This window comes from Oxyplasma meridianum (genome assembly GCF_038024865.1).
Taxonomy (GTDB): domain Archaea; phylum Thermoplasmatota; class Thermoplasmata; order Thermoplasmatales; family Thermoplasmataceae; genus Oxyplasma; species Oxyplasma meridianum.
The window spans coordinates 50,951-74,617 of record NZ_CP133772.1 but is presented as its reverse complement, the minus strand read 5'-3'; the positions used below and the strand labels follow the sequence as shown (position 1 = coordinate 74,617).

Sequence of the window (23,667 nt, the reverse complement as noted above, 5' to 3'; positions counted from 1 at the left end):
CAATGTCAGACGAACTATTTAATTTTCTTTATGCTGAAGACCGAAAGTGAAAATTTTAGATCTGAAATGACCCGTTCATTACTTTGATCAATTTCCTTTACAGTGTTTTTTTCTCTCCATCCTTAGGCTTGTTTCCCCGTGTATGGTTATAGTAGAGACGCCCCATTGCAGAGCTAAGGTAATAGCCAACAAGTATCAAAGTAAAATAAACGAAAACATTCAATGAAATTATCCGAGATATTGCCAAAATAGATGCATAATATGCCGCTAGAAACCCTATGACAACATAAGTGGATTTTTTCCTCCGATTTATCTCTTCCTTGGTTTCCCGATTTTCCAGGTTTAACTGAGATACTTCAATGTAACCGAGTCCCCAGCACTTTTCGCAAACGTCAAGGTGGTCATCTTTATCCTTGACCCATCCTTTACCTCCGCAGGCATCACATATCATCCTCATGTTGCCTCACCGGTTAATAATGTCAATTATATATCTAAACTATTCGAATTTAATTTATATAGAATAAATAGTTAAGTAGAAATTCAAAGTTATGAGAATACCTTCTAACCCTTAACATAGATGAAGCGGGGAAAACTTTTTTTTTCCTAACAAGCATGGTTATTGGGTTCATATTCTGGATACCCTGTTTTTGTGAGTATAGATATTGAATCTGTTCTCTCTCACAAAACATATTAGTGTGATTCCGAAAGTTTCCGCTGTCTCCACAGCAAGGCTAGATGGCGCAGAAACCGAACTTACCACTGGTATACCGGCTATTGCGGCTTTCTGAACTATTTCGAATCCCGATCTTCCACTTATCTGCAATATGTGGCATTTTTCCAGATTGCCTTCCAGGAGAGATTTCCCAATGACTTTATCAACTGCATTATGCCTTCCAACGTCCTCTGAAGTGGCAATCATTGTTCCATCTTCATTGAAAAGGGCTGCACCGTGTATCCCGCCGGTTTCGGTAAACATTTTCTGGCTTGAATGCATCTTGCCTGGAAGGGAGAGAATCAGGTTGGGCGTCACAGAATTGAAGCTGTGCTGAATTCTGGCTCCCTTTATAAAAACCTGATCTATGCTTGTTTTACCACACAATCCACAGCTGGAATATGAAGGGAAAAATCTATCACCATTCAGTTCAAAAGATATTCTGGAAAGCCACACTTCCAGTATATTTGATTCAATTTTTCTGAATTTTTGAGTATCAAAATCAGATAGACTGTTAATTATTCCCTCCGTATAGAGGAGACCTGCAGCAAGATATTCATCTTCCCCAGGAGTCCTCATTGTGACAGCAAACCTGGAACATTTTTTGGATTTGCCGCTGCATATCATTATTTCAAGGGGCTCCTCTGCAGTTATGGAATCTTCTGATTCCAGGAATACGCCTTCCGAAAACTTTGTTATGGATACTTTACCAGGCCTAAATATACCATTTTCATTAAAAAAATTACTTCTCATCTTCACCATGGGGCGCCAGCACGGAAAGCAGTTTCAGGGCAACTTTCAATCCCGTGTTTATTTCAGGATCTTTTATTATTTTGAGAAGTCCCATCATCCCTGTAACATTTCTGTCAGTATCAGGGATTTCCTTAATCTTTGATGCAGATCTTTCCAGTGTTTCTGAAAGCCAACTGGAATCCATGTTAGAAAGAAATTTGTATATGCTTCCAAAATTGTTCACCAGATTCTGGTTTTTTTCTGTCTGCATAATTTCTGTGAGTACTGAGAATACTGCTTCTCTATGTTCCATCAGTGACCTGATGAAAAGCATTGTTGTTTCGTATTCAGTTTTATCCTTTTCCTTTGCTGAATCTGAAACAAATTTCTCATCTTCCTGAACGTAGTTTAACTGTTTGGCCATTTAATCAGTCCTCCACAATTTGTTTATAATCTTTCCTTTGCCATTTCTTCTCTACTGCCACCCCATCCTGGGGATTTGGGTGCCCAAATCTCGGATTTGTTCTGGGAAGAGGAGAACCTGTCCCTTTGTCTTTTAGTTTTTCTATCTTTACGTAAAGGTCCTTGTATGAGGGAGTATGCGAATCTGGATCCATAGTTCTTCCCGTAAGTATGTTAACTCCCTCATCCCCTATTGCATTCATTGGCATGTATAGTTCTTTGCCTGAGACCCTGTCAGTAACAAGAACCCTTTTCTTTACTGAACCGTACTTTGAGGTCACCCTTACATAGTCTCCTGTCTCAATGCCTCTCTCCCTAGCAAGTTCAGGTGAAACCTCCAAAAAGGAAGATGGAACTTTCTCAGAAATCCCAGGGCTCTTGTAGGTTTCATTGCCTTCATGGAAGTGCTCAAGAATCCTGCCGTTATTCAGGTGCAGGTCAAATTCTGCCTCCACTGTAACCATGGGCCTCCATTCAAGAGGATAGAGAAAAGCCTTTCCGTCCGGGAAATGAAAATCTTTGAGGTAAAGGATAGGTGTATCTGTGCCGTCTTCATTCATTGGCCACTGGAGAGATTTAAAACCCTCAAGTCTGTCATATGATACATGCTGGAATATTGGCGCAAGCGATGCGGCTTCCAACATAATCTCTGATGGATGTTTATAATTCCAGTCTGCCCCAGCAAGCCTTGCAATATCCTGAACAATCTCCCAGTCCGGTCTGCTTCCCTCCACTGGTTCAAACACTTTGTAAAGTCTCTGAATCCTTCTTTCTGTATTGTCAAATGTCCCCTCCTTTTCCAGGCTTGCGGCTGCAGGAAGAACAACGTCTGCATAACTGGCAGTTTCAGAGAGGAATAAATCTTCCACAACTAGAAAATCCAATTCTTCAAGTCTCTTTCTGATGAAGTTGGAATCAGATCCAGTTTCAACAAGTTCTTCCCCTATTACATACATCCCTTTGATGTTGCCATTTTTCACTGCCTCCAGGCATGTGTTGTTGTCGAAACCTGGTTTTGAAGGAAGTTGGGTGTTCCATGCTATTTCGAATTTTTTTCTTGCGGAATCGTTATCAACTCTCTGGTAACCGGGGAAATAAGCATTCATTGCACCGAAATCGCTTGCCCCCTGCACATTGTTATGCCCCCTTAGAGGGTATGAACCGCAGCCCGGCTTGCCATAATTCCCTGTGACAAGAAGGAGATTTGATATGGCAGTGGATGTATCGCTCCCATAGTCCTGCTGGGTGACACCCATAGCCCAAAGTATACACATTGTCGGAGACTGATGAATGGTTTCTGCAACCTTAATGAGTAAATCCTTCTTTATTCCAGTTGTCTTTTCGGCAAATTCCATAGTGAATCTGTCAAGACTCCTGTAATACGCCTCAAAATTGTTAACTTTTTCTTCTATAAATTTAGTGTCGTGCCATTTATTGTCTATTATATATTTTGTTATTGCAGATATCCATACAAGATCAGTTCCCGGCGCAGGATGCAGGAAGATGTCTGCCCTGTTTGCCATTTCGTGTTTTCTAAGATCAGCAACAATCAGTTTCTGGCCATTCATCTTGTGTGCCCTCTTCACCCTGGTGGCAATGACAGGATGGGATTCTGCAGTATTGGATCCCACAATAAGGATGAGTTTAGATTCATAAATATCCCTCATTGATCCTGAATCCCCTCCATATCCTACTGTTCTCCAGAGACCTGTAGTGGCTGGGGCCTGGCAGAATCTTGAACTGTTGTCAACATTGTTTGTATGAAATATCTGCCTTGCCATCTTCTGAACGAGATAGCTCTCCTCATTTGTCCCCTTTGATGATGCAATAAACATTAGAGAATCTCCGCCATATTTTTCTTTAATCTCTGTGAGTCTGGATGCAACTTTAGATAAGGCCTCCTCCCATGTTGCCTTTCTGAATTTCCCATTCTCCCTTATCAGGGGAGTGGTAAGTCTCTCTTTGCTGTTTACAAAGTCCCAGCCGAATTTACCCTTTATACAGGTTGATATTCCATTTGCGGGAGATTCTGGCGAAGGCTGTACCTTCAGTATCTTTCTCCCCTTCGTCCACATTTCGAAGGAACACCCCACTCCACAGAATGTACATACTGTCTTTGTCTTCTTGATCTGTGATTCTCTCAGTTTTGATTCTATGTTGCTTATTCCCATTATGGGACCCATTCCAATGAAAGGCTCCAGAGACTTTACAGACTTTATCATCATCTGTTTCGTGTTGTCAGAAAATGATGTGAAGAAGCCAGCCTCCCCCAGCATAGGCTTCTCCATCAGTGCATTTACCGGGCAGACTGTTACACAGTGTCCGCAAGATACACAGGATGAATCGTTTATGGGAACATCGTTGTCCCATATGACTCTTGGAATTTCCCTGTTCCAATCTATTGAAAGTGTTTCGTTAACCTGAACTTCCTGACATGCCTCCACACACCTTCCACACAGTATGCACTGGTTTGGGTCGTATCTGTAGAATGGATTTGTTTCATCGACTTTGTAGGGTTTTTCTTTAAATGGATATTTCTGAATGTCCATTTTAAGTGAAAGCACCGTATTGTGGAGATCGCAGTCTCCGTTGTTGTTCTCGCATATTGTGCAGTAAAGATCATGATTTTTAAGAATAACGTTGGTTGCCTCAATCTGTGCCTCTTTTACTCTTCTTGAATCGGTAACTATTTTCATTCCATCCACAGGTTTCAGTGAGCATGATCTTGTAAGCCTCCCTTCTGCCTCCACGATGCAGACATCACAAGTCTCTATGGGTCCAAGATTCTCTTGGTAACAGACATGAGGCACTTTGATGTTGTTTAATTCCAGAAATTTTAAAAAGTTAACATTTTTATTTATCGAGTAGTCCTTTCCATCTATATTCACTTGCACATTATTTTCATCCATAGAAATCCACCTTCAATATTTACAGACAAAATGCTGCAAAGCTACAGGATTCAACTAATAAACCAGTAGATTATTGTATTTAGATTTTGTTATGCCTTATTTTGGAAGGAAAATATTTATTAAATACCATAAATAAGATTTAAGTGACAGGATGCTACAATTAAATTATCCAATTGAAGTTTCATGACATATTTTTCAATCAAATCTTCTGCTTCAAATAGAATGTATGGATACAATAGATGCTAAGGAAAACTGTTCTTTTTTATATTCCAGGTTTAATGATGAGAAATTTCAGGTTTGTCCGTAGATTTGAAAAACATACATATGTTGAGTAATCTAATACTTCATTCATATATACGGATAGAGATTTCTATTATACCATGATTAATTTAGTTATCTTATAGATATGAAACCACTTTGGGTGAGAACGGTTAAGTTTTTTTGCAAACCATAAAAGGAACTATGAGATTCTCATGTGGAATGAAAGCTACTGTTTTTGTAAAGATGAGTGAACGATTTCCTGGAAAACACAGGTTTCTTGTCAGAGGCAAGCAGATCATTGACTATGAACTTGAAAAGATAAGGCTTTCCGGTTGCTTTAATGAAGTTATTGTGATTTCAAAGGACAGATACCTGACAACAAAAAATGCCAGAATTATTAATGATACCACAAATGGTACACTCATCAATTCCCTCTTATTTGCCCTTGAAGAGGAGATGGATTTTATGGCCTTCGCGGGAGACATGCCCCTAGTCTCGCCTGAATTCATCAGGAAAATGTGCGAAGTATATAATGGAAGACCAGTTGTGCCCCGCTGGAAAAATGGCAAAATTGAGCCCATGATGGCTATTTACAACAGAACCATAGTTCAGGATTTAAAAACTTACATAAATTCCGGGAAAAAAAGCCTCCGTGAGTTTATACTCAATTCAGATTTTGAGACAATAGATATACCTCAGACAAAGGAAATGGAGTATTGTTTCTTCAATGTGAATTACCCCGAGGACCTTATGGAAGTTGAAAATCTTCTCTGAAATTTTGTGCCATTATTCAATACATAGAAGGAAAGTATCTCTTTATAAAATAGGTCGACATAGGCTGATTACAAGATAATGAAAATTTTGTTCAACCAGATGGAAATATTCTTAGATTAAAGCTGCTTTAATCATTTGTTAAGGGCAACTTGAAAAATATTCAGAGGAGGACACTTTTTAAATTATCCAAGATATCAAACATTAACAGCCACAGATTGCCCCAAGCAGGTGATGAAGGCAAAACATTTATTATTCATGTAGGATCTTTTTTTATGCCATCCTTGGTGATGTTCGCGACCACTTGATACCCTTAATTGGCATTTGGAATATATCATTCTGGGATGTCTTATGACCCGTTGATCAAATATTACAAAAATACTTTCATCGCATGTAATGATGACCTAAATTAAAGAGGAATAGTTGAAACAAACCTGTAGACATTTTAGAATGGCAATAAAGGAGGCTTTTAAATTGACAAACGGAATAATCAGTGCTTCATTTTTTAGTTTTACTTCATTCCTCCATCCTGTTTTCCCATCTATATTAATGCCAAATAATCAATCCCGAGATCATAATTGGCTTTTCTAATTTTCTCTTCTATAATAAAATTTTCCACAACAGATATAAGCGGAATTACAATAACTTATCTGAATTTTATAACAAAAAAAGAATAATTAAAAAAAAATAGATTACAGTGGTAGTGACATTCCTAGAGCAAATGTCGTCACTGCTGCAAACATAAGGTACATGAGCCATGTTCCAGTGACTAGGTGCCAGAATCCCTTTATCCTTGTCCAGCTGGCAGATTTCAGCAGGCTGGCTGGTATGTCAGATATGTACACTAACGCCAGAAGAACGAAAAGGATTCCAACAGGTATGTCACCAGCCTTGAAGAATACGAAAGCTCCTGTTATGGAGATCCACAGGAAGGCAATAGCCATATACCCATCTACCGTAGTATCTCCACCATAGTACCTGTTGATACCAAGCGCAAACCAGTGAACACCGTATGCAGTAAAGGCTGTAGCCGCCATATACAGAACTGGACTCCCCTGAAAAGCATTAAATACAGTCAACCCCAGAAACAGATATGTTCCGGCAAGAAACTGCATAAATCCGGGCATCCAGACCCCCCATTGACCAAGAACCTTGCTTACCTTATCGCTCATTTCCCGCGGTATCCTAAAGAATTCCCATCCTCCATAGATAAAATAACCTGTCCCGAGGCCGAAGAATCCTATTGCCAAAGGTGGTAATGCTCCACTCATAAGGTTATAATCTATAGAAATATTTTAATTTAGCTATTTAAAGCGACATGATAGTTTTGTGAGGCATTTTTTCCACAGGATTATTCATAGATCTTTTTTGTGATCTTTTCTATTTTCCAAGTGATCTGGTCTTCCCATTTCTAAAAATCAGCTATAATCTTCTGAACTTCGGGTTAGATCAGATGCTTTACTCTTTATAACTCTTAAATGCCTCAATAAATTGGTTTTTCGTTTTGCAGCCCATATCTTGATGAACTCCAGATCACTTAACACTTATTCCTTTATTTTCGGTGCATTTCGGAATAAGCATGATCGGAAATTGAAAGGATTAGATCATTTGCGATCTTCTGGGCATCAGGTGAACCTGGAACAACATAAACCAATTTTTTATTGATGATGAAGAGAGATGCATCTGAAAGGATTGTAAGAGGCCCAGACATTTCATAACTCAGCCTCCTGAAGGTCTCGCCAAATCCCTTAATCTCCCGATCGCACTGTTTTCTCATCACATTGGCGGTCATATCATACTCTGTGAGACCTGTGCCTCCTGAGTAGACAAAAACATCAAATTCTCTGAAGTTGTCTGTGAAAGCCTTAAGGATCTCCGCCATGTCGTCCCTGACTATAGATCTTTTGCATTTCCTGCCTTTTGCTTCAAAAAGACTCTGCATCAGTTTCCCTGTTTCATCGTTTTCAAAAGTTCTTGTTGTGGAGACTGTAACCAGAAGATAGGAGAGGTCCTTTATATGAATGTCCTTATGGACCATCACTCTTCACCGGAAAGTGGCGTTTTCTCTTTCATCTCCACCATAATACTGCTTAATTGTGTGTGGGGATACTGACCCTTACTGTCCTTTTCCATATACTTCACCATATCCCATATTGTGAGTAGAGAGGCAGACACACAATTCAAAGCCTCCATCTCCACACCTGTTTTATACCTGGCAGAAACTACGCATGTGCATTTCACACCCTCTTCTTCAATGGTGAATTTTGAATCTGCATGCTCCAGTGCAATAATGTGGCAGAAAGGTATTGTGTCCGGAGTGTGCTTTGCTGCCATTATTCCGGCAGATCTGGCCGTGCTCAGAACGTCCCCCTTCTTCACTTCTCCTTTTTTGATTGCATCCAGAGTCTCCCTTTTGAGCTTAATAAAACCTGATGCCGTTGCAGTTCTTCTCACAATTTCTTTTTCGCCGATGTCGATCAAAATTAACCACCGCTCACTGGCGGGAAAATGGCAACCTCATCCCCGTCCTTCAGTTTGAATTCATGAGTTGCAAAGTTCCTGTTGACTGAAACCAGTATATCCCTTTTTGTCCTCTCAAAATCAGCGTATTTTTTTCTTATTGTTTCAAGAAGATAAGAAACAGGTGCACTCTCTTCAATAACAAAAGTTTCCTGATCAGTTCCCGTTATATCCCTGAACAGTGCGAAGTACCTTACCACTATTTTCATAATTCTCCTTCCAGTATGGTTCCCTGCTCCTTACAGCTTTAAGGTATATATCTGTAAGCTTTTCCTCTGAATTTTCATTTTTAATTTCCTTGAGTATATCTATGTAGTTGTCACTTCTCATAAGGCATGGTTTCAGAAGGCCGGTGGATGTTACCCTTATTCTTGTGCAGTGGTTGCAGAAATCAGAATTCATCATGGGCTTTACAAATTCCACGTCTGCATAGCCATTCTCTGTTTGGACAATATATCTTGGCCTGTTATGCAGTATATTATGTTTTATCTCCACAGCACTTTTGCTGATCTCATTCTCAAAAGGATTGAGATCAATATGATATCTCTGAAAATCTTCTGAATTTATCCCCTCTCTTGTTGTTTCATACTCTATGAACTGAACCCTCACCCCGAGTATTGCAGAGATGTTTACAAGCCTCTGAACCTGGTCTTCGTTTACACCCTTCAAAACAACAAAATTCAGCTTTATGGGATCAAAATGGGCTTTTTTTGCTGCCTTTATACCCTCTATGACCTTATCCATGGAATCAGTGCCTGTTATGAACTGGAAACTTTCTCTCTCAAGAGAGTGAAATGATATATTGACCCGATCCAGTCCTGCAGCCTTCAATGCCTCTGCATAAACAGGGAGCATGAAACCGTTTGTGGTCATGGATATGTCGCCATCTATGTGCTTTCTTGTCCTCCTCACTATTTCCACAATATCATTCCTGAGAAGAGGTTCCCCTCCGGTGAATTTTATCTTGTTGACACCCATCTTGTGGCCAATTTCAACAATTCTTTCTATCTCATCAGGTGTCATTTTCTCTGAGTGAACGCCCGTCCCTTCCATATGGCAGAAGAAGCACTTGAAATTACAGGTTGTATTCACCTGTATCCTCATGCTTGTTACAGGTCGGCCGTAATCATCAGTAATCATAATACAACTATTTTAGAATCCTTAATAACCTTTGTGTGACTGAAAAGATCAACATAATAAGCTTCGAGGTTTACAAAGTTGAAAGAGAATTAATGCCACTCCTTTTCTCCCTGTGCAGTGATATCCATTTTCCATATAGGCGCACGTGTCTTAATCTCATCGATTATGAACTGGCATGCCGTGAAAGCCTCTTTCCTGTGTGGGGAAGACACGCATATTGCCACACTGTCTTCTTTGATGCCCAGCCTTCCAAGCCTGTGCACAAGATTGACATCAGTTATTTGATAATTTTTAGTTGCCTCTTTTACGATCCTGTCCAGCTCTTCAACTACCATCTCCTCATATGCCTCATAAAAAAGCCACTGAATCTCCTTTTCTTCTGAATTCTTCCTGACAGTTCCAAGAAAAATAACTATAGCCCCAGCCTCTGGATTTCTTGTGTTTTCTATCAATTCATTGACATCAATTTTTTTTCTCTGGACCGAGCATTTCAAATTACCACCAGACCTTTAACATGATTCATACTGTGTATATAGTTAATTAATTTGCCCATGAGTTTTATGCGAAATTGACTCAAATCGCCGTTTCCACCCAAAGCGAGAGAAGAGTCAGTGTCAGCACCGGAAGTGCAATTATAAACCCAACTTTCATATAATATGCATAAGTGATTGTGACCCCTTTTTTCCTGTTCAGGGCATATAACCATAGGAGAGTGGCCAGTGATCCAATGGGTGTAAATTTTGGCCCAATGTCGTTTCCGATCACATTGGAGTAAATGAGTGACGACCCGCCGTGGATTGCTGCTATGCTCAGCGCCCCTTGCATAACGGAAGGTAGGTTGTTCATTCCGGCCGCCATGGTTGAAAACAGGTATCCTGACAGTATAATTTTCAGGGGACCTGGCAGTGCGGATATGTGAATCAGCAGAACCGATATGAGAAATGTAAATCCCTCCCTTCCAAGCCCAAAAACAACAAGATACATGCCAAAGGAAAACAGGACAATCTGCCACGGAGCTTCCCTGATAACCTTAAAGAGATCTATATTGGATCTGAAGTGGGAAAGCAGGAGAACCAGCATGGCAGCAGACATAGCCACAAATGCAATGGGTACGTTATAATAACCGCCGATTGAGTAGGCAGCAATGAGCACTATTATTGTTGGAAGCGCTATTTTGAATATATGCGGTTCTCTAACAGCTTTCCATGGATCCTCCAGGTCTTCCGCCTCATATTTGGAGGGAATTGATTTTCTGTAGTAAAGCCAAAGGATCAGGATGGACGCAGCTATTGATACCAGATCTGGGATGATCATCTCTCTGGCATAGCTGTTGAAGCTAATTTTGAAATAGGTGGTGCTGACAATGTTTACAAGATTGCTTACCGGCAGGGGAAGGCTTGCAGAATCTGCTATGAACCCTGTTGCCATTATGAATGGGATCACTGTCTTTTTGGGAAATTTAAGACTGGTGAGTATTTCATAGACGATGGGAGTGAGAATAAGCGCGGTTCCGTCATTTGCGAAAATGGCCGAAATAGCTGAACCCAGAATGATTATTGAAAGAAACAGTTTGACGCCGTTGCCTCCTGCGAACCTTGCAATCTTCAGAGCTGCATACTTGAATACTCCAGCCTCATCAAAAAGAATGGATATGATTATTATTGCGATGAATGTGAATGTTGCATTCCAAACTATTCCCCATACAATTAGAACACTTTCCAGATCAATTGTCCCCAGTGCAAGACTCACAACAGCACCGGCTATGGCAACGTATCCTATTCCAATGTTTTTAGGCCTTTTAAGAACCAGCACAAGTGTTGCCGCAAAGATTATTATGGAAACTGGAAACAGTATTCCCGGGTTAAACAGAATATTCAGCCCTTAAATTATTTCTTCCTATTAATCTGGGCTACTTCACCAGCAAGTTGTAGGACCTTTTTCTCTATGGTATCTCTGATTGATCTCACCTCATCCATGGTCTTTCCTTTTGGATCAGGGATATTCCAGTCCACGATTTTTTTTTGCATGGCAGCGAGAACCGGTGCAGGACATGCATCCTGCAGTGAGCAACCCATTATTATAACCATGTCTGCCCAGTTTATCAAATTATCGTCAAGCATCACAGGCCTGGAGTCCGTGAGATCAATTCCCCTTTCTTTCATAGCCTGGGCAACCATGCTGTTCACAGAGGATGATGGGATGGTTCCTGCACTCTTCGCGTTCATGCCAATATGCCTTGCAAATGCCTCAGCCATTTTGCTCCTTCCTGCATTTTCCACGCATACAAAAAGATAATTTTTCTCTTTCAAGTATTATTCAACTCCACAGGTTCTTTTCATGAAATCTCCAAAATTGCTGTCATTGATGCTGTAATATACCCATTTCCCTTTTTTTCTCTTCCTGATTAGACCGGAATTCTCCAGTATACCCAGGTTCCTGGATACTGTTGACTGCGGTATTTTAAAAAGATATTCAATTTCACAGACGCACTTCTCCCCTCTCAGGATGAGAAGAAATATCTTCAATCTTGTTGCGTCTGAAAGAGCTTTAATCTTCTTTTCAGTGTTTCTTATTTCATCTTCCTTAACAGGATCTTCAAATGTTCTGAGAAGTTTGCTTGATCCCTCTAAGTCCGCCTTGGAACATATACCAGCCTGAAGAATATGATCAAGTAACTGTTCTGTGGAATTATGCATGAAGTGTGATTGATTTCTTATAATTAAATATTTATATATCTGGATATACTGATTTGTAATAATTTTAATTGAAATTAAATTTTTACCCTAACCCAGGAAAACTAGATAAAACAATTGCGAATGGTCTGTTATGCCCCAAACAGCACTGGTTATAGTTGATGTACAGAAAGCCATGTTCCCTCCGGAAGATCCAGTCTTCAGTGGTGAGGAGGTTGTTTCAAGAATTGCCGATTTTGCAGGAAAGGCCAGAGAAAAGGAGATACCCGTAGTTCTTGTTCAACACTCAGGCCCGCCCGGGAGTTCCTTCGAACCAAACTCTGAAGGTTGGCACCTGAGAGATGAGATTCTTTCCGGTGAGTCTGAACCGGTTGTTCACAAGGACACTCCAGATTCCTTTTTCAACACTGACCTTGATCTCATTCTGAAAAGCATGGATGTGAAACGCATTATAATATGTGGGATTCAGTCAGAGTTGTGTGTTGACACTACCTGCAGATCGGGTTTTTCGCATGGATACAAAGTTGTTCTCCTCTCTGACTGCCACACAACCTGGAAGAGGGGTGATTTGGAACCTGAACAGCTTATTTCAAACACAAACAGCATAATTTCAGAATGGTTTGGTGAAGTTATGACTGCAACAGACGCAGAGAAGAAAATTCTTGATGTGACGGCATAAGGGGTCTGCTTATTAATAAATATTTCATATTTCCAATCTTTCAAGACAGAATGCCAGGCAGACACCGCATTACTTTGGATAACCCCAGGATTAATTGCCCTCTCTCGTTATGAATATAGTTAACTTTCCTGATTACAGTGTTATGGGATTTGATTTACACACATGCCGTTTAAGCATCGGAAAGATGATAACCTCCAATGGAGTCTGTTGCCATTGTTGATGGATTTCATATTTTTCTAAACCCCTGTGTGAATTCCAAACACTTCTAAAAAAATTAAGTATGTTTACAATATATTGAGATTATGGATGGCAACTATTCCTATATGCCTTCAAAAGATACTGTTGAAAATACCAATATCAACCATCTTATGAAGAGGTATGGATTCAGTACTGTAAAGGAACTTTACGACTGGGCTGACACCAACCGCAAAGAATTCTGGGATGCAATGGTTAAAGAATTGAATATAGTATTCTTTAAAAATTATAAAAGTGTTTTTGATGATTCCGGAGGGAGGGAGTGGACAAAGTGGTTCACTGGAGGTTCAGTGAACATTGTTTATAACACTGTTGAAAAATGGAAGAACAATGAAGGATATGCCATAAAGTTTGAAGATGAAAAGGGGAGAAAACGGCATATAACTTTTAAGGAAATGGATGAACTTACCGGAAAACTTGCCGGAAGCCTCCTTGATCTAGGTGTAAGGAAAGGTGACAGGGTAGGTATATACATGCCATTAAATCCGGATTGTGTGATTGCTTTCTATGCCATAATGAGAATAGGGGCAGTTTCTGTTCCCATATTCTCAGGCTATGGAAAGGATGCACTTCAGACCAGGATTGATGATGCAGGGATTGAATATCTTTTCACCTCAGAAAGCTATATGAGAAAAGGTAAGGAGATACCAATGGCAGATACTGCCAGATCTGTCAAAAATGTAAAGCTTATAATTTCAGAACCGGCAGATCTGAAAGAAGGTGAGGTCTCCTTTGCGGCACTTCTTGAAAGTGGAAATTATACAGGTTCTGTACACACTGACAGTGAGGACCCTGCAATAATGCTGTATACCTCTGGAACGACAGGTAAACCTAAGGGGACGGTACATGTCCACGGAGGAACACTGGTTAATGTTACAAAGGAAGTCAAGTACTATATGGACCTGATTCCGGGTGATACTCTTTTCTGGATCACAGATCTGGGATGGATGATGGGTCCATGGGCCATAATAGGATCAAACTGTCTGGGATCGTCAATATTCCTCTATGACGGTGCAATTGACTTCCCCAACCCTGACAGGCTATGGGATCTGATAGACGGAAACGGGATTACTCTTCTCGGCGTTTCTCCAACGTTGATAAGAAATTACAAGTTCAAAGGTATATCCAGAGAACTGAAAGGCATCAGAGTGTTTGGTTCCACGGGAGAGCCATGGGACGAGGAAAGCTGGTCATACCTTTTCAAGGTGCTTGGATCTGGAAAAGTCCCAATTGCAAATGTGTCAGGTGGAACAGACATTATGGGGTGTTTCCTTGCCTCAACTCCAGCTATTCCACTTAAACCCAGATGCCTTTACCGGGGGCTTGGCATGAATGTTTCTGTATTGGACGAAGGTGGAAATGAGATAATTGACCGCATAGGTTACCTTGTAGCCAGAGAACATACCCCATCCATGACCAGGGGCATCTGGAATCAGCCTGAAAGATACCTTCAAAGTTACTGGTCAAAATACCCAGGCCTATGGAATCAGGGTGACTGGGCAGAGATGGATGAGGAGGGCTATTTCTATCTGTACGGCAGGGCTGATGAAGTTATTAAGACCTCAGGAAAGAGGATTGGACCCAACGAAGTGGAAGATTCAGTTCTCAAGGTTCCGGATGCAAGTGAAGCTGCTGTGATAGGTATTCCCGATGCGGTAAAAGGTGAAGCCATTGTCGTTTTTTATACAGGCAAAGAGGGAGATGATACCATCACACTTATAAAGCGTCAGGTTGAGAAGAGCTTGGGCAAGTCTTTTTCTCCGAAATACATAATAAATCTTCAGAACCTTCCGAAAACCAAAAACGGCAAAATACTCAGGCGGGTTCTCCGTACAACGTTTCTTGGACAGGATCCTGGCGATATAAGCAATATTGAGGATAAATCTGTTATAGAACAGATCAAAGAAAAAGCTGCAGAGTTTAGAGGTACAAAAAATGGAATCGCCTGAATTTGATATTAAAATTCTTTCTGACGGTTCTTTTTCCCTTGATCCTGGAGCATTTTTCGGAACTGTGCCAAAATCCATCTGGAACAGGCATTTTTCTCTCAATACAATGGAAAGAGTGAAGCTGGCACTGAACATCCCATTTTTCATGGGGAGAAGGTATTCATTCCTCATAGATTCTGGAATCGGAAACAACTTTGATCCAAAGAAGGCTGAAATTTTCCAGTTCACCAAAGAATCAGATCTTCCTCAACAGGTGGGTAAATTCTCCTCTCCTGAAAAAGTTGACTTCATAATTCATTCACATTTGCACTTTGATCATGCTGGCCACTCCGTCTCCATGGAAAATGGAAAGAGACATTTTCAAAATGCAAGAATAGTGGCACAGAAAGAAGAGATCCATAATTTGAGAAATACAAACGAGATAACTAGATCCAGTTATGGAATGACAATGAACAGGTCTGACAGCAGGTACCTCTCTCTTATTGAGGGGAGCAGAAATATTAAGAGAGGCATAAGAGTACTCAGAACTGGTGGGCACACTTCAGGACATCAGGTTATTTTCGTTGAAGACGGGGCATTAAAAATAATGTACCCTGGAGATCTCATACCCACGGCCTTCCATATCAGGCCAAACTACATAACGGCAATTGACACTTTTCCTCTGGAGACCCTCAAGATGAAGAAGAAGATCATTGATAAAGCCATAAGAGAAAATTATGTATGTATTTTCAACCATGATGTGAATATACCAGCCGGGCGAATTACTGGAAGCGTTTCAAGGCCGGAAGTTATACCTGTGGACATCTAGATCTTTATACTGTCCTGTTCCGAGAGAATAAGATCCATGGCGAGTTCTGCGATATCAGTGGCGTATAGGCCAATTCTTGATATTTCTTCCAGGGTTGCTGCCTTTGTATAAATGTCCTTTATTGATCTGTCCATGAGCAGATCACTTCTCAATTTCAGAACCTCGTCCTTCCTGTTAATTATGCTATTAAGATTTGCATAGGTTCTTGAATAGAAGGCGGTTATTGCATCCATGTACATTGCCTGTACAGTCCCAAGGAAACGGGTTATTCCCTCTATTCCATCTTCCACATTCGCTGCAGCAACCTTCCATATTTTTGAAAGGTTTACAGCATGATCTGCTATCCTTTCAAGTATCCTGGAAAGTATGAGGGAAAAAGTTCTGTTTGTATCTGACCCCCCCTCCTTGATCACCTCTCTGTATATGTACCACTGGTACCTGTCAACATCATCGTCCCTTTTTTCTATGCTTTCAAGCAGTTCCTGGTCCTTCTTCCTTATCCCTTCTATGACGTCGGCAAGCATTGTTTCTACATTCAGGGACATCCTTCTCACCGAATTGTTAAGAGGAAATGTGGATGAATCCAGTACATTCTGAAGAACTATTGTGTTAGCGGACTCCTCGAATATCTCAACGCCCATAACAACCTTGGAAAATCTTCTTATCTCTTCCCTGAGATCCGGTTTCATATGTCCCTTGGTCCTTATGATCAGTGTTTTAAAATTGGAGATATAAAATGAAGTCATGGTTCTCTGCAGCAGATTCCCATCCTTTACCTCGTCTTCAATATTTATTGTTTTGACAATTTCTCTGTGTTCAAAAGATTTGCCGCGAATGATTAGGTTTCCATCTTCTTCCTCAAGTACAAGTTCAGACCCTCTTTTGAGTCCATTCTCTTTAGCCCACTTGGTCGGGAGGGATACTATAAATGTTGATCCTCCAGTCTGCTGCACTTTTCTTGTTACTGTCACCATAATTCAAAAGGCAAATAATATATATTTTATTTATTGTTTTAAAAAAATAGGTTTTCTATAAAGAATTATTATTTCATAACTTGTTTGTGGGAGGATATCCCCCATCCCTCTTATTCAAAGAATTAGAAGAGCTTCTTTCTTATGACGCCTGTGATCTTCTGCTTGAGTTCCGGAGAAACTTCCTGAATATTATGTGCCGCCTTTGCGTGATCAGATATTTTCATAAAGAGATCGTCATTGCTTTTTGACGAGGTTACAAAATCACAGTCCATGCCTATATCCTTACATTTGAAATGATAACTTGCCATTGTTCATCAACAATATACAATAAATAAGATCAACTTAAACCTTACCATCGTGGACCCATGCGAAATTTGTCACTGTTCTCTTTATGACCATAAAAATTTAGATATGCTGCATACATATTTTCTGTAAGATTTGAAATGAAAGATCCAGTTACCGGAAAAAGTGTGATACAGGTGCTTGGAACATCTTCCAACGCAGGAAAATCCACTGTAACCCTGGCAATATGCAGATTTCTTAGCAGAAAGGGTTATCGGGTTGCACCTTTCAAATCCATGAACATGTCTCTAAACTCAGTTGCAATAGAAGGGGGCTATGAGATACCAAGATCTCAGTGGCTTCAGGCCTTTGCGGCATCCACACCGCCATTAAAAGAGATGAGTGCCATACTGCTTAAACCTGAGGGAAAAAATGGTTCTCAGGTCATTGTAAACGGAAAAAGCATGGGAGTCATGTCAATAGACGAATATTACAGATATCTCGTTGGGAATGGAAAAAAAGTTGTGAAAGATTCCCTTGATTTTCTGTGTGACCGGTTCGATGTGGTAGTGGCTGAGGGGGCAGGTTCACCTGCGGAAATAAACCTGATGGACAGAGATGTTGCCAACATATATGTATCCACCATATACAATACACCTGCAATACTTGTGGGAGATATTGAGAGAGGTGGCGTTTTTGCTTCACTATTTGGTACAATGGAGATCATGCCCAGATCAGATCTTGTGAAAGGCATGGTCATTAATAAGATGAGAGGTTCAAAGAGTCTCCTTAATGATGGTATTGAGAAAATAGAGAGAATGACAGGGATTCCTGTGCTAGGTATACTTCCATACGTTGATGGCGTTTTTCTTCCAGGAGAAGATTCACAGGACTATGATTGTAATAAGCTTGAAAACCGTAAGATCTGCCTTATAAGGTATCCAAAGATGGAAAATTACAGCGATACTGATCCCTTCATCATATACGGGCTTGGATATCACAATGTTTCGGCATCCAATATAAATGATCTGGACATTGCAGAAACTATAATCCTCCCTGGATCAAAAAATGTGGAAAGTGATCTGAAATACATAATTGATTCCGGAATCGTAGAAAAATTGAATTTTGCCAGGAAAAGAGGGGTAACAATAGTGGGTATATGCGGAGGATACCAGATGCTTGGAAAGATCATTTCAGATCCAGAGAAGAATCAGATAAGGAGTGGAAGAATTGAGGGGCTTGGTTTCCTTGACCTTACTACGGAATATTCAAGGGAAAAAATAGTGGATTCAGTTGAATATTATCTGGAATATTGGGGAATTCCCGGTTCTCCAAAAGGAAAAGGTTATGAGATACATTATGGAACTGTTTTTTCAAATGAAAAACTGCATCTTCTCAATATAGGCGGCAGGAGGGAAGGGGCTGTGTCCCCAGACGGAAAGATTATTGGAACCAATGTTCATGGAATTTTTGAAAACAGGGATTTTATTCATTACATAACCGGCGAAAAAGTTCCTGATGTGAACTACAGTGAAGAACTTATGAGAAGGGTAGATATCATCACAAATTCTTTTATTGAAAACATGGATATGAGTTACATAGAGAGACTTGTAAAATGACTTTGAATTCACTTGAAATTAGCCTGTCCGTCCTGGTTGGATCACTGCTGTTGGATTTCCTCTTCGGGGAACCCAGGAGCTATATCCATCCAAATGTTGTAATAAGGAAGATAGGTGCATTCTTTGATCAGTTCTTCAGAGTCTGGAAGAACAAAGCAGCAGCAGGTTTCATTTACCTAATCTTTCTTTCTGCACTCTGCCTTACTCCGGTTCTGGCAGTTCTAAAAGTTCTGAGCCTGTTTTCAGTTATCTATGTCGTGGCTGCAATTATCGTGCTTAAAAGCTCTTTTTCCATAACAGTAATGGGCGAGGACGTAAAGCCCATCATAAGATCCCTGGACGATGGCAGCCTGGATGAATCCAGAATATACCTATCAAGGCTGGTTAGAAGAGATACTTCCAATCTGAAAGATTCAGAGGTGGCCTCAACAACTATTGAGTATATATCAAAGGGAATAGTGGATGATGTTTTCACCCCACTCATGTTTTTTGCAATCTTCGGCATCATTGGAGCCCTGTTCACCAGAGTAGTCAATGTTCTTGACAGCCTTGTTGGATTCAAGAACAGAAGAAACCGAGAATTCGGGAAATGGACTGCCATCACAAAGACGCTGGTGAATTACATACCTGCAAGAATAGGGTCATTTATAATATTCTTCAGTTCAGAAATGCTGAACTACAGGGTTCAGGGCGTATCTTCAAGGAAGGTTGCATGGATAGTTGACAGCGCAAACAATGGCTGGCCAATTGGGGCCTATTCCAGTGCTCTCAATTTACGAATTGAAAAAAGAGGTTCATATATAATAAATGAAACTGGTTATGAAGCCACTTCAGGAGACATTAAAAGGGCGTTGAAAATCTATTACCTCTCATTCTATGTTTTTCTTATAGTATTCGTTGTTCCAGTTATGGTTCTTCTATACCTTGCACACCTTTGAATGTTAAACCCTAAAAAACTAGGATGATCTATGGATCACAGATGATACAGCACTGTTGATCCTGCGAACTTCACCGAGGGGGTCTTCCGAATTATATATGGACCGTCCTGCGATTACATAGTCGGATCCGTTTCTTATGGCATCTGCCGGATTTCCACCCTGGACACCTATGCCGGGGGATAGAATCATGAGTCCTTTGCCAGCATTTCTTATTCTTCTCAGCATTACCAGATCATTGCCTGGTGCAATAACTCCGCTGATTTTTTCCTTCATCGCCATTTCAAGAAGATCCATGCTCACTGAGTTTATGAACTGGTCTGATCCGGGATGAGACATAGAAACAACGGCAAACACCTTCATCTCACCAGCAGCCTCAATTACAGCAGCTAATGAATCGGAACCGGTGAATGCGTGGGTTATTATCCCCCATCCTCCGTTTTCCTTGACGTTTGATGTTATGAGAGAATTTGTATTTGGTATATCCGCTATCTTGAGATCACAGATCACCCTCCCGTATGAAGATAGTTCCCTGATGATTCCAACTCCAGCAACCATCAGAAGAGGCCAGTTTATTTTAATGGCAAATATTTCCCTGTGAATTTCCCTGGCAAGTTCCATGGCCTTATCCGGGACTTTCAGATCCAGGGCAACAATCAGCCGGGAGTTATCAGTCATCTGTATGTTATGTTATTGAAGCATAAAAAAGATTGTGGAATCAGGATACCATATCCAGCCCGTCTTCGCTTGAGTAGGGGCTGAACATCTTCCCAAGATTTCTAGCCTGTGTCTTTCCAGAAATCATGTAGGGTGATTTCACACCTGTTATGAGCACCAGGACCTTGATCTCATCCCCCATGTTTTCGTTCACATTGGCACCCCATATTATCCTGGCATCCTGGTCGATCTTCTTCTGTATCTCGCTCACTGCGGTTTCAGCCTCGCTGACTGTCATGTTTGGTCCGCCAATCACTCTTATTAGACAGTTTCTTGCCTCAGATATATCAGCTTCTACTAGAGGTGACTTTATGGCATCATTAACTGCCTGCAGAACACGATCCTGCCCACCGTTGGAGGTACCGATCCCTATCATGGCTACCCCTCCGTCCTTCATAATTGTCTTTATATCTGCGTAATCAAGGTTTATTATTCCTGTTTTCGTTATGAGTTCTGTTATGCCCTTTATGGCTTCTGAAAGTACAGAATCTGCGTAACCGAACGCCTCTTCTATTGGTCTCTTTGGGACCTCTTTCAGAAGTTTGTCGTTTGGTATGGCTATGACAGTGTCAGAATACTGCGATACCTTTTCCAATCCCCGAAGGGCATTCTCCATCCTGAGGCTACCCTCTGCACTGAATGGAAGTGTTACAACGGAGATTACAAGTGAACCTGCGTCTTTGGCACATTTTGCAATTATGGGAGCGGATCCTGTGCCTGTTCCACCCCCAAGTCCGCAGGTAACGAAGGTTATATCGTTCTTTGCCACCATGTTCTGAATTCTTGGGAGGTCTTCCATAGCCGCCTCTTCACCAACTATGGGTGAGGCTCCAGTCCCTCTTCCTCCAGTGCGTCTCTTGCCGATTAGAAGTTTACCCTTTGATTTTATAGTCAGAAGATGAGCAGCGTCAGTGTTTATGGCCATTAAATCCGCGCCGTCTATTCCGATTCTCGACATCCTGTTAATTGTGTTGGAACCTCCTCCTCCACAACCTATTATCTTAATCCTGACGCGAAGCGCATGGGCTATTTCAGCTATTTCAAGATCTTCAGGTGAACTGTATTCACCCATTACTTTACTGTTGCTGTTTTCGTTGATTTCGTCATCCATTGCCGTCTTAAACAAAAGATCAATTTCGTTCCCCATATGTCTGATAAGATATCATTGCTAATATATATTTTTTTTCCATAGTGGAGTTAATGAACAATGCTGTCTTAAAAAGATGCTTATTATAGAAAATTATGTCCATCAATGTCGGACTCAGATATTATTTATACACTTTTGGCATAAAACGGCAATGATAAAGGATACATTGCTTAAGTGCGGAGCCATAAAGACAGGAGACTTCACACTTACTTCTGGAAAGAAATCAAAGTATTACGTTGACATAAAGGAATCAGCAACTGACCCTGCAATTCTTGCTGAAATCGCAGCAAAGTTCGCCTCACTTATAAAATCTGAAATTATAGGCGGAATGGAACTGGGCGCTGTTCCCCTCACAGTTGCAACCGCTCTGGAAACTGGTAAAAGATATGTTATAATAAGAAAGGAGAGAAGCCATGGGACAAAAAAGCTGTTGATTGGAACATTCAAACCTGGAGAGATTATAGATCTACTGGAAGATGTGGTGACTACGGGAGGATCTGTTCTAAAAGCTGCACAGACACTTAGGGATGCCGGGGCTGTAGTTGAAAGATCAATATGTGTGGTTGACAGGGAAGAGGGTGCATGGGATATGCTAAAAGAAAATGGCATTGAACTGATATCCATGGTTAAGATATCAGAAATACTCTGATCATGACAGTATGTCGTCAATCCTGCCGATTTCTATAGGTGTTGTATCTTCTCCCACAAGGACTCCTTTGCTGTTTGCAACAATTGATGAACCTACGTAGAGGTTCCCGAAATTTGCTGTTCCCGATTTGGCAGGAACCTTGAAGAAATTTGACAGAAATTTTATTTCATCATCTGATACTTCGGGAGTGGTGAGAAGACCCTTCTGTGTTAAAACTGCCGAACTTCCCACTGTTTTTATATCTCCAATAGTACCTTTGATAACCTCAACACCCAACGTATCTGAGATTTTTTTGACCGCTGCTGCGGTAAAGCTTTTATGAACCATTGCTCCATGATCGTTGGCCAGGATATCGTTTCCCACTGCATTCATCTTATCCTTAAGTGAGAGGAAATTCCTATCACCCACCGTCATTGTTGAACCGTCGTCAAAGTCGTTCTTGCCAATAATGATGCCGTTGGAGTTAAGAACCATCATTGTGCCGATCAAGGGGCTGTTATTTATAAGAATCTTTCTTGTTTCAACCCCGAGAATATCCTCAAAATCCTTTTCCACAAAATCTTCCGCATTGAATGGAAGGAAAGCTATATCCTCCCAGACCCTTGAATAAACTCCGATAAAATTGCTTCGAAGAATTGATATTTTTTTAATCATAATTATGGCAAAAGGACCTCTGTTGTGCCCTCCTGTAATTTTATAATCTTGAGTTGAAGGGAGGACGGAACCTTTTTTCTTCCACGTGACCATATCATTTCATTAACCCTGTTATCAACCCATATTTTTTCCCTTGTTGTCTTTGCGTGTTTTGCCACGTGTTCAATTATAATCTGAATTGCAGTATCAGCTCTTCTGTCCATCCTAACCAGTCTGGCTTTCCTGAGCGGTATTGTCATCATTATTTCACTGCTAACCTGATCCTGATTCTCAACCATGATATATCACCTAAAGTTTAAGTCCCCCTCTTCTCCAGTTTCTTCTCTTGGGGTTCTGGGTTACCTTTCTTGCGGTTTTGATCATTACCCATCCCGGAACCCTTCGGTTTTCCTTTATCTTCTTCATTAATCTTATCTTTCGACCAAGCTCTTTGTTTCTGCTCATTTACTTCTCCTCTCTATCTTTGTTTCCCTTTTGTTTTCCTGAAATTTTCCCAATATGTCTCTTATGTCCTTATCCGTGAGCAACCTGTTTATCCTTCCCATTCCAGCAAGGGATACAAGCTGATTTTCAACGTTCTCTGCAAGATCAGGCCTTACTAGCCTTACATTGGCCAATCTTTCCCGTGCATCAGGTGCAAGTATCTGCCTCAGTATCTGCTGTTTTCTTGCCCTTTCTGCTTCCTGCTGTGCACGGACCTCCTCTTCCCTGCTTCTCTGTGAGGAAAGGTTGCCCTGCATTTCCTCTAATTTCTTTCTTCTTAATTCTTCTAGTTCATCATCACTATCCATTTCATCTC

28 protein-coding genes are annotated in these 23,667 nt (G+C 40.8%); 7 read left to right on the top strand and 21 right to left on the bottom strand.

The window, feature by feature from the left end; translation table 11 throughout:
* Window positions 1–97 precede the first annotated feature (97 nt).
* The 4 genes from OXIME_RS00405 to fdhF all read right to left on the bottom strand — a co-directional run bounded on the left by OXIME_RS00405 (window position 98) and on the right by fdhF (window position 4,815).
* The gene (locus OXIME_RS00405) at window positions 98–457 is read right to left on the bottom strand and encodes a hypothetical protein (protein ID WP_393971522.1); all 360 of its coding nucleotides are present in this window, start codon (window positions 455–457) and stop codon (window positions 98–100) included.
* Window positions 458–625: 168 nt separating this feature from the next.
* Window positions 626–1,474 (bottom strand): formate dehydrogenase accessory sulfurtransferase FdhD, encoded by an 849-nt coding sequence (gene fdhD, locus OXIME_RS00400; RefSeq protein WP_393971521.1) that lies wholly within the window; start codon window positions 1,472–1,474, stop codon window positions 626–628.
* Entirely contained in the window at window positions 1,455–1,868 is a 414-nt protein-coding gene (locus OXIME_RS00395; RefSeq protein WP_393971520.1) for a DUF1641 domain-containing protein, read from the bottom strand. Before OXIME_RS00395 ends, fdhD begins: the two co-directional genes overlap by 20 nt.
* A 4-nt stretch (window positions 1,869–1,872) precedes the next feature.
* Window positions 1,873–4,815 (bottom strand): formate dehydrogenase subunit alpha, encoded by a 2,943-nt coding sequence (fdhF, locus tag OXIME_RS00390; RefSeq protein WP_393971519.1) that lies wholly within the window; start codon window positions 4,813–4,815, stop codon window positions 1,873–1,875.
* 480 nt (window positions 4,816–5,295) lie between these two features.
* On the opposite strand from fdhF, the gene OXIME_RS00385 reads away from it, so the two are divergent.
* A complete protein-coding gene (locus OXIME_RS00385) occupies window positions 5,296–5,850 on the top strand; it encodes a molybdenum cofactor guanylyltransferase (protein ID WP_393971518.1) in 555 nt (184 codons plus the stop codon).
* A gap of 689 nt (window positions 5,851–6,539) precedes the next feature.
* Here OXIME_RS00385 and OXIME_RS00380 read toward each other — a convergent pair.
* The 9 genes from OXIME_RS00380 to OXIME_RS00340 form a co-directional block, all read right to left on the bottom strand.
* On the bottom strand, window positions 6,540–7,118 hold the full coding sequence (locus OXIME_RS00380) for a hypothetical protein (RefSeq protein ID WP_393971517.1): 579 nt from the start codon (window positions 7,116–7,118) through the stop codon (window positions 6,540–6,542).
* Between the two features lie 281 nt (window positions 7,119–7,399).
* Complete coding sequence (locus OXIME_RS00375) at window positions 7,400–7,885, bottom strand: MogA/MoaB family molybdenum cofactor biosynthesis protein (RefSeq protein ID WP_393971516.1); 486 nt, start codon at window positions 7,883–7,885, stop codon at window positions 7,400–7,402.
* Window positions 7,885–8,328 carry a cyclic pyranopterin monophosphate synthase MoaC gene (gene moaC / locus OXIME_RS00370; RefSeq protein ID WP_393971515.1) on the bottom strand — a complete coding sequence of 148 codons (444 nt, stop codon included), beginning with the start codon at window positions 8,326–8,328 and terminating at the stop codon, window positions 7,885–7,887. Before moaC ends, OXIME_RS00375 begins: the two co-directional genes overlap by 1 nt.
* A 2-nt stretch (window positions 8,329–8,330) precedes the next feature.
* The gene (locus OXIME_RS00365) at window positions 8,331–8,576 is read right to left on the bottom strand and encodes a MoaD/ThiS family protein (RefSeq protein ID WP_393971514.1); all 246 of its coding nucleotides are present in this window, start codon (window positions 8,574–8,576) and stop codon (window positions 8,331–8,333) included.
* A complete protein-coding gene (gene moaA / locus OXIME_RS00360; RefSeq protein WP_393971513.1) occupies window positions 8,524–9,507 on the bottom strand; it encodes a GTP 3',8-cyclase MoaA in 984 nt (327 codons plus the stop codon). Before moaA ends, OXIME_RS00365 begins: the two co-directional genes overlap by 53 nt.
* 89 nt (window positions 9,508–9,596) lie before the next feature.
* Window positions 9,597–10,001, bottom strand: coding sequence for a molybdenum cofactor biosynthesis protein MoaE (locus OXIME_RS00355; protein ID WP_393971512.1), 405 nt, complete (start codon window positions 9,999–10,001; stop codon window positions 9,597–9,599).
* A 79-nt stretch (window positions 10,002–10,080) separates the two neighbouring features.
* The gene (arsB, locus tag OXIME_RS00350; RefSeq protein ID WP_393972225.1) at window positions 10,081–11,337 is read right to left on the bottom strand and encodes an arsenical efflux pump membrane protein ArsB; all 1,257 of its coding nucleotides are present in this window, start codon (window positions 11,335–11,337) and stop codon (window positions 10,081–10,083) included.
* 56 nt (window positions 11,338–11,393) lie between these two features.
* On the bottom strand, window positions 11,394–11,816 hold the full coding sequence (locus tag OXIME_RS00345; protein WP_393971511.1) for a low molecular weight phosphatase family protein: 423 nt from the start codon (window positions 11,814–11,816) through the stop codon (window positions 11,394–11,396).
* A 3-nt stretch (window positions 11,817–11,819) separates the two neighbouring features.
* The gene (locus OXIME_RS00340) at window positions 11,820–12,203 is read right to left on the bottom strand and encodes an ArsR/SmtB family transcription factor (RefSeq protein ID WP_393971510.1); all 384 of its coding nucleotides are present in this window, start codon (window positions 12,201–12,203) and stop codon (window positions 11,820–11,822) included.
* 130 nt (window positions 12,204–12,333) lie between these two features.
* Between OXIME_RS00340 and OXIME_RS00335 the strand changes: the two genes are divergently transcribed.
* The 3 genes from OXIME_RS00335 (at window position 12,334) to OXIME_RS00325 (ending at window position 15,891) form a co-directional block, all read left to right on the top strand.
* On the top strand, window positions 12,334–12,879 hold the full coding sequence (locus OXIME_RS00335) for a cysteine hydrolase family protein (protein ID WP_393971509.1): 546 nt from the start codon (window positions 12,334–12,336) through the stop codon (window positions 12,877–12,879).
* Between the two features lie 302 nt (window positions 12,880–13,181).
* Window positions 13,182–15,083 (top strand): AMP-binding protein, encoded by a 1,902-nt coding sequence (locus OXIME_RS00330; RefSeq protein ID WP_393971508.1) that lies wholly within the window; start codon window positions 13,182–13,184, stop codon window positions 15,081–15,083.
* Window positions 15,070–15,891, top strand: coding sequence for an MBL fold metallo-hydrolase (locus OXIME_RS00325; protein WP_393971507.1), 822 nt, complete (start codon window positions 15,070–15,072; stop codon window positions 15,889–15,891). Before OXIME_RS00330 ends, OXIME_RS00325 begins: the two co-directional genes overlap by 14 nt.
* Here OXIME_RS00325 and OXIME_RS00320 read toward each other — a convergent pair.
* Both OXIME_RS00320 and OXIME_RS00315 read right to left on the bottom strand, forming a co-directional pair.
* A complete protein-coding gene (locus OXIME_RS00320; RefSeq protein WP_393971506.1) occupies window positions 15,888–16,865 on the bottom strand; it encodes a PhoU domain-containing protein in 978 nt (325 codons plus the stop codon). The two genes, OXIME_RS00325 and OXIME_RS00320, sit on opposite strands and share 4 nt — an antisense overlap.
* 122 nt (window positions 16,866–16,987) lie before the next feature.
* Window positions 16,988–17,173: a DUF1059 domain-containing protein gene (locus OXIME_RS00315; RefSeq protein ID WP_393971505.1), complete on the bottom strand. Its 186-nt coding sequence runs from the start codon at window positions 17,171–17,173 to the stop codon at window positions 16,988–16,990.
* Window positions 17,174–17,308: 135 nt separating this feature from the next.
* On the opposite strand from OXIME_RS00315, the gene OXIME_RS00310 reads away from it, so the two are divergent.
* The gene (locus tag OXIME_RS00310) at window positions 17,309–18,766 is read left to right on the top strand and encodes a cobyric acid synthase (RefSeq protein WP_393971504.1); all 1,458 of its coding nucleotides are present in this window, start codon (window positions 17,309–17,311) and stop codon (window positions 18,764–18,766) included.
* Window positions 18,763–19,704, top strand: a complete 942-nt coding sequence (locus OXIME_RS00305) for a cobalamin biosynthesis protein (protein ID WP_393971503.1) — start codon at window positions 18,763–18,765, stop codon at window positions 19,702–19,704. The genes OXIME_RS00310 and OXIME_RS00305 overlap by 4 nt, the downstream gene beginning before the upstream one ends.
* Before the next feature lie 18 nt (window positions 19,705–19,722).
* On the opposite strand, the gene pyrF is transcribed toward OXIME_RS00305, so the two are convergent.
* Together pyrF and ftsZ are read right to left on the bottom strand one after the other, a co-directional pair.
* Complete coding sequence (pyrF, locus tag OXIME_RS00300) at window positions 19,723–20,379, bottom strand: orotidine-5'-phosphate decarboxylase (RefSeq protein WP_393971502.1); 657 nt, start codon at window positions 20,377–20,379, stop codon at window positions 19,723–19,725.
* A gap of 40 nt (window positions 20,380–20,419) precedes the next feature.
* Window positions 20,420–21,565 (bottom strand): cell division protein FtsZ, encoded by a 1,146-nt coding sequence (gene ftsZ, locus OXIME_RS00295; RefSeq protein ID WP_393971501.1) that lies wholly within the window; start codon window positions 21,563–21,565, stop codon window positions 20,420–20,422.
* A gap of 151 nt (window positions 21,566–21,716) precedes the next feature.
* On the opposite strand from ftsZ, the gene pyrE reads away from it, so the two are divergent.
* Window positions 21,717–22,214: an orotate phosphoribosyltransferase gene (pyrE, locus tag OXIME_RS00290; protein WP_393971500.1), complete on the top strand. Its 498-nt coding sequence runs from the start codon at window positions 21,717–21,719 to the stop codon at window positions 22,212–22,214.
* On the opposite strand, the gene OXIME_RS00285 is transcribed toward pyrE, so the two are convergent.
* Genes OXIME_RS00285 through OXIME_RS00270 form a run of 4 tightly spaced genes read right to left on the bottom strand, consistent with a single transcriptional unit; the run spans window position 22,215 to window position 23,659 of the window.
* Window positions 22,215–22,868, bottom strand: a complete 654-nt coding sequence (locus tag OXIME_RS00285) for a translation initiation factor IF-6 (RefSeq protein WP_393971499.1) — start codon at window positions 22,866–22,868, stop codon at window positions 22,215–22,217. It lies immediately after the preceding gene.
* Window positions 22,869–22,870: 2 nt separating this feature from the next.
* Window positions 22,871–23,146 carry a 50S ribosomal protein L31e gene (locus OXIME_RS00280; protein ID WP_393971498.1) on the bottom strand — a complete coding sequence of 92 codons (276 nt, stop codon included), beginning with the start codon at window positions 23,144–23,146 and terminating at the stop codon, window positions 22,871–22,873.
* Between the two features lie 10 nt (window positions 23,147–23,156).
* Entirely contained in the window at window positions 23,157–23,312 is a 156-nt protein-coding gene (locus OXIME_RS00275) for a 50S ribosomal protein L39e (protein WP_393971497.1), read from the bottom strand.
* Entirely contained in the window at window positions 23,309–23,659 is a 351-nt protein-coding gene (locus OXIME_RS00270) for a DNA-binding protein (protein WP_393971496.1), read from the bottom strand. Before OXIME_RS00270 ends, OXIME_RS00275 begins: the two co-directional genes overlap by 4 nt.
* Window positions 23,660–23,667 lie beyond the last annotated feature (8 nt).